Origin of the sequence: Luteolibacter pohnpeiensis (genome assembly GCF_016595435.1) — a bacterium.
In the GTDB taxonomy this organism is placed as follows: Bacteria; Verrucomicrobiota; Verrucomicrobiia; order Verrucomicrobiales; family Akkermansiaceae; genus Luteolibacter; species Luteolibacter pohnpeiensis.
Window position 1 is genome coordinate 1 of the sequence record NZ_JAENIJ010000168.1, and the last position, 638, is coordinate 638.

Here is a 638-nt window from a genome sequence, read left to right on the forward strand (position 1 = left end):
TGCGGAGACGGATGGCGGCGAGTTCCTTTTGTTCGGATTTGATTCTGCGGCTTAGGGATTTGAGAACGATGGGATCGATGGCGGATTCGCATTTGATTTTGAGTTTGGCGATCTCGCGGGTGATGGATTCGGTGTAGCGGACGAGGTCGGTGAGTTGTTCGTTTTCAGTGGTTTTTGGAGTCCAGGGGGTGAGGTCATTTTGTTCGGCAACGAGGAATCGTGCAATGAGCCGGGCGTCGGCAGTGTCACTTTTGTTGCGTCTGAGTTTTTGATTTCCGAAGGCTTTGATACGTCTGGGATTGACGAGGAAAAGGGCGTGGAGGCCGTGTTGATGGAGGGCTTTTGAGATGGCGATGCTGTAGTGGCCGGTTTGTTCGAGGCAGGCGGAAATGGCGGCGGGTTATGCGAGTTTGGCGAGCCATTGGATGAGGTTAGCGATGCCTTTCGGGGTGTTATCGAAGCGTTCGGAGAGCGGTTCTTTGTGGCCGATGAGGTGGCAAAAGAGGTCGGATTTGTCGACGTCGATTCCGAGAAAAAGGCTTGGCGAGGGTGAAGGATTGGTGGTAGTTTTCATGGATCTTGTTCACAGACTCATCCGTTGGCGCGGAGGTCTTGGCGGCGCTTCAGATTGCATCACG

At 53.8% G+C, this 638-nt stretch carries 2 protein-coding genes; both read right to left on the minus strand.

The annotated features are described in order from the left end of the window. Positions 1-391: IS110 family transposase (locus JIN85_RS22445; RefSeq protein WP_200274461.1), on the minus strand; the 391-nt coding region annotated here is incomplete at its 3' end. Between the two features lie 9 nt (positions 392-400). Continuing rightward, on the minus strand, positions 401-574 hold the full coding sequence (locus tag JIN85_RS20795) for a hypothetical protein (protein ID WP_200274459.1): 174 nt from the start codon (positions 572-574) through the stop codon (positions 401-403). Between the last annotated feature and the right edge of the window lie 64 nt (positions 575-638).